This is a genomic window from Tsukamurella conjunctivitidis, from assembly GCF_007858475.1.
Classification (GTDB): Bacteria; Actinomycetota; Actinomycetes; order Mycobacteriales; family Mycobacteriaceae; genus Tsukamurella; species Tsukamurella conjunctivitidis.
In genome coordinates this window covers 1-872 of sequence record NZ_VIGX01000060.1, presented here as the reverse complement: position 1 = coordinate 872, position 872 = coordinate 1, and the positions used below count along the sequence as shown (strand labels likewise).

The 872-nt window shown below is 64.3% G+C and carries 1 protein-coding gene; it reads right to left on the bottom strand.

Annotation, left to right across the window (positions count from 1 at the left end; all coding sequences use genetic code 11):
* A partial coding sequence (locus FK530_RS24330; RefSeq protein ID WP_231706782.1) for an ArdC family protein occupies positions 1–524 on the bottom strand: 524 nt, incomplete at its 3' end.
* Positions 525–872: the final 348 nt, after the last annotated feature.

The window sequence follows — 872 nt, the reverse complement described above, 5'->3', positions numbered from 1 at the left end:
CCGGGGATCGGTTCGCGCCCCACGGTCCAGCCCTGGCCGGTCAGGTAGTCGCGCACGGCCTCATAGATTCCGGCGGGGTCCTCGCCGGTGAGCTGGTGGGCGATCTCGCCGGGGTCGTCGGCATCGGGGTCGATGGGGTCGGTTTGGGCCTTATCGAACACGCTGACGGGGAAGAAGCGCACGCCGCGCGATTCCCTTTCCTCGCCGGTCTCTTCGTCCTCGACGGTGCGACGCACGTCTCGACCACCGAAGATGCGGATCCCGCGTTCTCCCTTGCGCACCTGGCGGCCGATGCTCTGCCAGGTGCGATACCCGGCGACGTGGGTCGCCTCGGGGTTCTGGGCGAGGATCAGCAAAAGGTTGTTCAGGCTGTAGCGGTGGAAGGTCTGGGCGAATGCGAGGAACCGGGTCCACTGCTCGGATTGGCGCAGTTGCTCGACCTGTTCCGCTATCGACTCTTGCAGGGCCTCGACCTCGGCGCGGCGCTGCTCGGGGCTCTTGGTGTGCTTGATTTTGCGGGCCATCGCGTCCTCCTGGTGACGGTGATAGTACTAACGGGGTGTGTTTGGTTCTCCCCATCTTTTTTTGCCATTGAAGGCACGTATGTGCCGCTAGGGAGGGAGGTCGGAGTGCAAGTGACGTGGAATACCGGAGCGGCCGAGCGCAGCGAGAGACGAGAGGATATGCCGCGAAAGCACTTGCATGGAGGACGGACGACCGTATGCTGCCGAAGGCTTCAATGGTAAAAAAGTGCGCCTTGGCGTGTTCGCTGTCGGCCGCGAAAGCGGCCGTCGACAACGGCCCAAAGGGCCGCGTGGTTACGCGATCCGCACGGCTCCCAGGACGTGCACCTCGTCGCGATTGGTGGTCCA